The following is an 8,659-nucleotide window of genomic DNA, read 5'->3' as shown; positions in this document are numbered from 1 at the left end:
GCAAAAAGAAATACCATTAATAAAATGGAAGAAAAAAACCTCGAAAGTAAGTCCTTCCGAGGCTAATATTAATCAAATTTTATAATCTAATCCTTGTCAACTTTTTTCAGGACTAGACATCTTATTATAAGATAGAAGAGAGCACATTGTGATGTATCATTAATTCTTAAAAGTTCTATTTAACATAATATAAATTATACAACATTTATATTTTTGTCTAAAGCTATCAATATCAGTCATTTATCGGGGTACAGGCTGTTTTACTGTATTGTCATTTGGCGTTCTCGATTCTCTTCAGCCCTCTCATATATAACACCAACAAAATCGCTATTTTATGAGTGAAACAACACGTTTTAACGCTAATTTTAAGGCGTTTAGCATTAAATAAAAATGCGGTATTCAGAACCAACTAAAGAATGTTTTTAAATAAACGATTCTCAGTGGCTTCAAATACCGCATTTATTTTGCTTCTAAGAGACTTACTTGCTTAAAATGGCTTCTAGGTTGGCTGGCGAATAATTAATTGATTTAAGAATCTTATTGTCGATTTTTCTATAAACCAAATATTGATCTCCATCTGGTTCGATAAAAGCTTCAGTACCATCTTTTTCAAAATAGAATTTCACAGTAGCCTCGGCTTCCTCAATCGTTTGGCATGCTTTGCTCATATTAGAGCGCTGTACCTCATTAAACAATTCAACAAATTTATTTCCAAGTCCAAACTCAAGAACCGCACCAGACAATACATATTGAATATCACAAAGAGCATCTGCGATTTCGACAATATCATTATTTCTAATACCATCTTCCAATTCCTTCAACTCCTCAGCAATCAAACTTACACGAAGCTTGCTTCTATCCTCTGATGGTACTTGTGGTGTGTCCAAAATCGGCGCTTTGAAAGTTTTATGAAATGCTGCAACTTGGTTCAACGAATCTAACTTTTCCATTTATACTTATAGTTTTTAATTTTATGTCGCAATTTACGCAATCATTGCCAAAACTCCTTAACTATTCTATTTCTTCAAAATATTATATATACTTTAGTCTTAATAATATCTATATATGATTTATATAAATATAAATTCTTCAATAAAATTAAATATTCTACATTTGATATAACAATTTGGTTGTCAGTCACTTATATATCCACGTGGAACATTGTTGACAAGTAAAGGAGTTTCACGGAATAATACTAAATATTTTATTAAGGGTTAAAGATAAAAGATTGAATATCAACTATTAATGAAATAGAATAGGAAGCAAATGGATGGGATAGACAACGTGTATAGAGTGGGAAAGATTCCATAGTAGAAGTAGCGATAAGACAGAGTCATGAATGGAGAGAGATAAAATTGAGAGTCGGGGCGGAGCAAAAAAATGAGCCCCTTCCCTCCTAATAATTAATTAAAAATGATAATAAAATCTCTCCTACTCTTTTCAAAATTTTGAATTTAAGCCCCTATTTTCACTGCTCAATGCTAGCATTGAATGTCTAAAAATAGCCTCCCCTACTGCCTAAAAAACGTGTATAATGCCCTATTTTGAGTAGATTTCTAGCTGTAAAAATAAGAATCGTATAGATTTCCAATCCTTTATATATGAAATTTATTCATTTTCTTTTTATAAAATAGGTTATCACCCTATACCTTTTGCTACAAATTCACTCTTTAAGTTTCAATACATCTTATGCTGAAACATCACCATATCATTTTGGGATCAAAGTCGAAAAAGGTCGGAAGTGTATTCGCTAATACAAATTATAGTTCTCAGGTGTATTATAGAGCGGATTTTTGGGAATATAGCTTTACTCAAAATCTATATTTTCGCATCAAACTTGGTTTGACAGTCAAATCTGGAGGTATGAAAGAAATATACTGTAGAGAAACAGCTGTAAGCTAAGAGTATATTCAGAATCATTTACCTAAGTTTAAATAGACCATGAATTAGGGTACCAAGTGAGTAAGAAGCCTTCTCCAAAACACTAGTCGAACTGAATAAGTCAGTAGGTTTAGGATATTTTATAAAATAAATACTCAGGAATAAGGATTTCAAGCTTGACAATTACTATACAAACAAACTGTAGTTCTCTTATATTTATTAAAAAAAGGGCATACTTTACAAGTAAATTGATTAAATAGTTCCCTAGTTGAAAAGGTTTTAAACCTGCCTGTGGATGTATAAAAAGAGTTATACGTCACAACTTAGAAGATGCAAACAGATACACAAGTACATTAATTATCTCTATTAAAGATTCGTTTTCAGCAGAATATTTTAACATTCTAATGTAGGTTTTCAATGAATAACTAAAAGAGATTACTAAAAATTAGCCTTCAAAATCACAAAATATTCGTCACTTTATCCTTCTCTTTTACCTTTTAGATTAAGATAGTTTCGTGTTAAAATTGGTATTTGACTATCTTAAAAGTCTTCAATATAGCCATAAAGTGAATATATATTCATTTTATGGCTATATACAAAGAGGCCATATCGTAGGTAATTTACTTCAAAATAGTCTTAGTAAAACCCTCTATATAGAAAGATAAACGCAGCTCAAAAATTGTACAATTTGAATAGTAGCGAAAATTAATAAGTAGGTACGAGCATTACTATTACATCAATGCAATATCGACAAAGTAATCCATTTAAACTTAGCGGAACTACAGTTTGGGTTACTTGTAAAAATACAAAAAAAGAGACGGGATAAACCCGTCTCTACATTGGCTTGCTTTCCATGAATGTTCCGTCTGTGTAGAAAATCACAATACGTTCAATTTTTTTACCTGTTGGTTCTGGAGCCACCGAAATTGGTGGTGCAACAGGATTCGATGGCACTTCTGGACGTTCGACCTTACGTCTGAGGTTTTGTTGTATAATCCTTTCCTCAGGTACCATAAATTTACTGGATTCTCGTGCGTTTGAGCTTTCTCGAATTTGAGGTACAACTTGCTGAAAAACAGGAGATTGTATAGTGTTTGAAGCTTGATTATCATAAGGTGTTTCAGTGTCAAAAAGTAGCCAATCTCTGTTAATATCAGGAAAAACCCTTAAAATCTTCTGAATAATGTCTAAGCTAGGCTTATTTCTACCTGAAAGGATATGAGAAATACTACTTCTTTGAACTCCAATAGCATCTGCAAAGAAGCTTGGAGACATTCCTTTATCTACTATTATTTGCTCTATTTTTTTGTTTAAATCCATGTTACTAGTGTAAATCATTTGTGATTATTATTGCATAATGTAAAATTTACATTTGGTATTACAAATATAATACAATAGATATCGATCTACAAATGTATTTACAATGTTAAATAATTACAAAAGTAAAATACCGTCATTATGAAACTGTATCTTCCCTTCTTTCAACAAACCGCCTACGGCTTTCTTGAAATCCTTTTTTGACATTTGTAAACTGGCATAAATAACCTCTGGAGCCGTTTTATCATTTAACTCGAGGTACTTGTTGTTGGCTAAAAGTTTATTTAATAATGTAATTTTACATTCTTCAATTCTATCAAATCCGATAATTTCCAATGTTAAATCAATTTTGCCGTCTTCTCGAATCTTTTTGATAAATGCACTTTGTAAACTGCCCATGTTTACATTTTTAAATAGTTCATTTTTGTAAAGTACGCCTAGGGAATTATTTTCAATAAGGCATTTTATTCCTAGGTCGGTATATTCGTAAGGAAGAATTGAAACCTTCTGTCCTTCTGTAAACGAGATTTTATCACTAGGTAAGAAGCGATCAATCTTTGCTGAAGCCACAATCCTCTCCGTTTGAGTATCTACATATATATAGACCAAATACTTTCTTCCTACGGCCATTTTATGAGATTGTTCGCCAAAAGGTACCAGTAAATCCTTTACTAATCCCCAGTCAAGAAATACACCTAATTGATTTACATCTTTTACGGTCAAATAGGCAAATTCTCCTACTTGAGCAAATGGTTTCATAGTAGTGGCAATAAGTCTATCTTCTGAATCTCTATAAAGAAACACATCTATGAAATCTCCTATTTTTGTACCCTCAGGAATATAAGAACGAGGGATTAGAATTTCCTCATCGCCGCCATCCAAATACATACCAAATTCTAGCTCCTTGATCACCTCCAGGTTATTGTATTTTCCCAAGGCAATTTCTACTCTCTGTTTTTCCATTTTATTAATTGATTTGTTGAATTCATTTCTATTTACAAAAATGCAATATCTCAGCTAGAATCCCTAATTGTGAATCAAATTACAGCCTCTCCTAACCCATTCTTTCTCAAGAATTTATCTTGTATATACAAGATTACTTTTTTTATTTCATACATGTATATACAAGATTTATATTATTGATTTTCAGCTTATTAAGAAAACTAGGTTATAATGAGCTTGTGAATAAGTAATTCTTCTGTAAATTTCAGCTATTATTCTTTTTATTAGGCTTGTGATAAGACAAGAACTATAATTCAGTGCTCTTTGCTCCTACTTCAAGATCTAACAAACAAAATAATTACATTCACTCAGACTAATTTTAACATGAAAAACATTGCAGTAATAGGTGCTGGAACTATGGGAAACGGTATAGCCCATTCCTTTGCTCAAAATGGCTTTAACGTAAATATTGTTGATACTCGTGAAGACGTTTTAGACAATGCTCTGAAGACTATTCAACATAACCTTGATAGACAAGTCAAAAAAGGCTTAATAACTGCCGAAATTCAATTGAAAACCATCGCACTGATTAAACCCTTTACTTCTATTGAGAAAGCAGTTCAGAAGGCAGATTTAGTGGTAGAAGCAGTCTCTGAAGTCCCTACTTTGAAACAAACAATATTTCAGGAATTAGATAAACATTGCCCTGAAGCCTGTGTACTTGCCACTAATACCTCTTCTATCTCTATTACACAGATAGCTTCTTACACACAAAGACCAGATAAGGTCATAGGAATGCACTTTATGAATCCAGTGCCTGTAATGAAACTGGTAGAGATTATCAAAGGCTATTCGACGAGCGAAGAAACATATCAATCAGTATATGATTGGACAAAAGCCTTGGACAAGGTTCCTGTGGTTGTGAACGATTACCCAGGATTCATTGCGAATAGAATTTTGATGCCAATGATTAATGAAGCAATTATAAGTGTATTTGAAGGAGTTGCAGGTGTAGTGGAAATAGATTCGATTATGAAATTAGGTATGGCGCATCCTATGGGACCATTACAATTAGCAGATTTTATCGGATTAGATACTTGTCTCTCGATAATGAAAGTAATGTATGATGGATTCAAGAATCCTAAATATGCTCCTTGCCCACTATTGGTGAATATGGTTCAGGCTGGGAAATTAGGTGTAAAAAGCGGTGAAGGGTTTTATTCGTACGCTAAGGGCATAAAAGAGGCTAAAGTGTCAGAACGCTTCAGATAAGAAATAAAAAGGTGTTAAATCTCATAAAAAGGCATAAAAAAGGGCTTGCTATTAATAGCAAGCCCTTTGATGTTTTATACTTCTCTCCTATTGCTAAACAGCTACGTTGTTTTCACGCAAAGCAGCATTTAGGGATGTTTTCAAATCAGTACTTTCTTTACGTTTTCCAATAATCAAAGCACATGGAACATTGTAATCACCTGCTGGGAATCTTTTCATGTATCCGCCTGGAATTACAACACAATTTTCAGGAACATATCCAATATATTCTACAGGCTCTGGTCCAGTCACATCAATGATTTTAGAAGAACCAGTGATAGTTACACCAGCACCTAAAACGGCTCTTTTGCCAATATGTGCGCCTTCAACAACAATACATCTTGATCCAATAAATGCACCATCTTCAATAATTACTGGAGCTGCTTGAGGTGGTTCTAATACACCACCAATACCAACACCACCACTTAGGTGAACATCTTTGCCAATTTGAGCACAACTACCTACAGTAGCCCAAGTGTCAACCATAGTACCAGAATCCACGAAAGCACCAATGTTTACATAAGAAGGCATCATAATTACACCTTTAGCTAGATATGCGCCATAACGAGCCACCGCCGGAGGAACTACACGTACGCCAAGCCCAGCGTAGTCGGTTTTCAATTTCATTTTATCATGAAATTCAAAGATTCCTACTTCTTGTACTTCCATTTTACGAATTGGGAAATACATCACGATAGCTTTTTTCACCCAGTCGTTAACAGTCCATGAACCGTCTTCGTTTGGTTGAGCTGTACGAAGTTGACCTTTGTCTACTTGCTCTACAACATATTCGATTGCTTGTATTGTCTCAGGAGTTGAGCGGAGGCTAGTGTCTTCCCAAGCCTTCTCGATAATTTCTTTTACGTTTTCCATTGAATACTGTGAATAAATACATTTTTAATTCAAGCACAAAGAAAACATATTTAACCGATACAGACACTATATACGTGGAGGAAAATCAGCTTTTTGAGGGTATTTTGCGGAGAGCTAAATCAGCTTGTTTGAATAAAAAAACTGGATTTTAGCTGTGTTAAACCATCATAATGAGGTTGATTTATTACTTGAGATAGGAAGTGTTAAATATCTGATTTAATGAAAGTTGTAAAGTGATATAAAAGTAGGAAATATTAGAAACAGAATATTGTTTGGTTAAATAAATTAGAAAATACAAGCAATGATGAGCCCTGAGGAGGCACAATAGAAATGATTAATAAAAGAAGATTTTTAATGTAAGGATGAGCTAAAGAATAAGTAATTATTCTTAAACAAAGAAATGAAAAATAAATGAAAAATCCTAGCTTTTTCTATAATATTTAAGCTAAAAGAAAGGTCTTGACTACTTAAAAAATGTTAAAAAAATAGTCAGACTTATAGGTGGAGGCTAAAACATGAGCAGAAAAAGCAATATTGAAGGCTGTCCAGTAGGGATATTTTATGTTGAATTCATAAGATATTTCAAAATTGAAAAATGATCAGTGTAAGAATACGGTCTTATTCTTTAATAAAACGACGGTACTACTTTGGAAAAATCTCAACTTAAATACCAACCGTAGTTGTGATAAGATATAGGCAAATGTCAAGGTGTTTTTATTTTATCAAAATGAAAAGAATGTTGCTCGCTCCTATTCATATTTTGTGTTTGTTGAAATAAAGAACCAAGATTAAAATTATATAAGGTAATTCTTATTTCTAGAAGATGTTTTCAAAATCTCTAGATTTTCATCGGTAAATATTAGTTAAAATCTGATTGCAGGTTTTAATACTTTTAGATAATCCATCTTACTGTATTTTTTTTTAAGTGTATGAAATTTGACGATTAAATCTGTGTAGTGATATAAGTATCACTATCATTCTAAATGACTAGCGCAAGCGAGTTACTTGTACATCTTTCAATGGTAACAATCGGTTTTACACTAGGGTGATAGTATTATCTTATACAAGGAGAAACGCTATTATTTTTAGTAATATCAGACATTTTGCTAAATGTACTGTCAAATATTTTAGCAAAATACTAATTTAGATAACTAATTACTAATAATTATAACATTGCTGCTAATGAATAAACTACTCTATTTTATTGTTTTTACTTATGTTTTCTTCTTCTTTCTTTGGAAAAAGGTTCTAAATCCAGTATTTTTGTAGAGTGTTTAAACTATTATCCCTTATATAAAAATGGCTAAAATTAAAGTTGCAATTAATGGCTTTGGTCGTATTGGTCGTCTAGCGTACCGTCAAATCTACAACATGCCTGGTATTGACGTTGTTGCTATCAACGATTTAACTAGTCCTTCTACTCTAGCTCACTTGTTGAAATATGACAGTGCTCAAGGTAGATTCAACCAAGAAGTTACTTCTACAGAAAATAGCATTATCGTTAACGGTGAGGAAGTAAAAATCTATGCTCAACGTAGTCCATCTGATATTCCTTGGGGAGAACACGATGTTGATGTAGTTTTAGAATGTACTGGTTTCTTCACAGACAAAGACAAAGCTGCTGCTCACTTACAAGCAGGTGCAAAAAGAGTTATCATTTCTGCTCCAGCAACAGGTGATTTGAAAACAATCGTATTCAATGTTAATCATTTAACATTAGATGGAACGGAAGATGTTATTAGTGCTGCAAGTTGTACAACCAACTGTCTTGCTCCAATGGCAAAAGCATTAAACGATAACTTCGGTATCTCAATGGGTACAATGACTACAGTTCACGCTTATACTAACGATCAAAATACTTTAGATGCTCCACATCCAAAAGGAGATTTACGTCGTGCTAGAGCTGCTGCTGCTAACATTATCCCGAATAGCACAGGTGCTGCAAAAGCAATCGGTCTAGTATTACCAGAATTGAAAGGTAAATTAGATGGTGGTGCTCAACGTGTTCCTACAATCACAGGTAGTTTAACTGAATTGGTTACTATCTTAGATAAAAAAGTAACTGTTGAAGAAGTTAATGCTGCTGCTAAAGCTGCTGCAAACGAATCATTTGGCTATACTGAGGATGAAATCGTTTCTAGCGATATCATCGGAATTAGCTTTGGTAGCTTATTCGATGCTACTCAAACTAAAGTTATCACTGTAGGTGACAAACAATTAGTGAAAACAGTTAGCTGGTATGACAACGAAATGAGTTATGTAAGCCAATTGGTTAGAACTGTTAAATATTTCGCTGAATTAATCAGCAAATAATTCAACATATTGACATGAAAGG

Annotated in this window: 6 protein-coding genes; 2 read left to right on the top strand and 4 right to left on the bottom strand. The window is 33.1% G+C overall.

Annotated elements, in window-relative coordinates:
- Nucleotides 1–479: 479 nt before the first annotated feature.
- The 3 genes from QM491_RS09850 to QM491_RS09840 form a co-directional block, all read right to left on the bottom strand.
- On the bottom strand, nt 480–950 hold the full coding sequence (locus QM491_RS09850; RefSeq protein ID WP_283327326.1) for a pyrophosphohydrolase domain-containing protein: 471 nt from the start codon (nt 948–950) through the stop codon (nt 480–482).
- Nucleotides 951–2,715: 1,765 nt separating this feature from the next.
- Nucleotides 2,716–3,201, bottom strand: coding sequence for a helix-turn-helix domain-containing protein (locus tag QM491_RS09845; RefSeq protein WP_283327325.1), 486 nt, complete (start codon nt 3,199–3,201; stop codon nt 2,716–2,718).
- Nucleotides 3,202–3,315: 114 nt separating this feature from the next.
- Complete coding sequence (locus QM491_RS09840; RefSeq protein WP_283327324.1) at nt 3,316–4,161, bottom strand: CvfB family protein; 846 nt, start codon at nt 4,159–4,161, stop codon at nt 3,316–3,318.
- 363 nt (nt 4,162–4,524) lie between these two features.
- On the opposite strand from QM491_RS09840, the gene QM491_RS09835 reads away from it, so the two are divergent.
- On the top strand, nt 4,525–5,412 hold the full coding sequence (locus QM491_RS09835) for a 3-hydroxyacyl-CoA dehydrogenase family protein (RefSeq protein WP_283327323.1): 888 nt from the start codon (nt 4,525–4,527) through the stop codon (nt 5,410–5,412).
- Nucleotides 5,413–5,505: 93 nt separating this feature from the next.
- Here the strand turns inward: QM491_RS09835 and QM491_RS09830 are convergent, their stop codons facing one another.
- Nucleotides 5,506–6,324, bottom strand: coding sequence for a 2,3,4,5-tetrahydropyridine-2,6-dicarboxylate N-succinyltransferase (locus tag QM491_RS09830; protein ID WP_283327322.1), 819 nt, complete (start codon nt 6,322–6,324; stop codon nt 5,506–5,508).
- Nucleotides 6,325–7,623: 1,299 nt separating this feature from the next.
- On the opposite strand from QM491_RS09830, the gene gap reads away from it, so the two are divergent.
- The gene (gap, locus tag QM491_RS09825; RefSeq protein ID WP_283327321.1) at nt 7,624–8,637 is read left to right on the top strand and encodes a type I glyceraldehyde-3-phosphate dehydrogenase; all 1,014 of its coding nucleotides are present in this window, start codon (nt 7,624–7,626) and stop codon (nt 8,635–8,637) included.
- Nucleotides 8,638–8,659 lie beyond the last annotated feature (22 nt).

It is taken from the genome of Flectobacillus longus (assembly GCF_030056705.1).
In the GTDB taxonomy this organism is placed as follows: Bacteria; Bacteroidota; Bacteroidia; order Cytophagales; family Spirosomataceae; genus Flectobacillus; species Flectobacillus longus.
Note: the sequence above shows the minus strand (reverse complement) of the source record. Positions and strands in the feature narration are given on the sequence as shown.

Excerpts from the sequence above, each read along its gene's own strand:
- QM491_RS09850 (WP_283327326.1), bottom strand. The coding sequence starts at position 950 with ATGGAAAAGTTAGATTCGTTGAACCAAGTTGCAGCATTTCATAAAACT.
- QM491_RS09845 (WP_283327325.1), bottom strand. The coding sequence starts at position 3,201 with ATGGATTTAAACAAAAAAATAGAGCAAATAATAGTAGATAAAGGAATG.
- QM491_RS09840 (WP_283327324.1), bottom strand. The coding sequence starts at position 4,161 with ATGGAAAAACAGAGAGTAGAAATTGCCTTGGGAAAATACAATAACCTG.
- QM491_RS09835 (WP_283327323.1), top strand. The coding sequence starts at position 4,525 with ATGAAAAACATTGCAGTAATAGGTGCTGGAACTATGGGAAACGGTATA.
- QM491_RS09830 (WP_283327322.1), bottom strand. The coding sequence starts at position 6,324 with ATGGAAAACGTAAAAGAAATTATCGAGAAGGCTTGGGAAGACACTAGC.
- gap (WP_283327321.1), top strand. The coding sequence starts at position 7,624 with ATGGCTAAAATTAAAGTTGCAATTAATGGCTTTGGTCGTATTGGTCGT.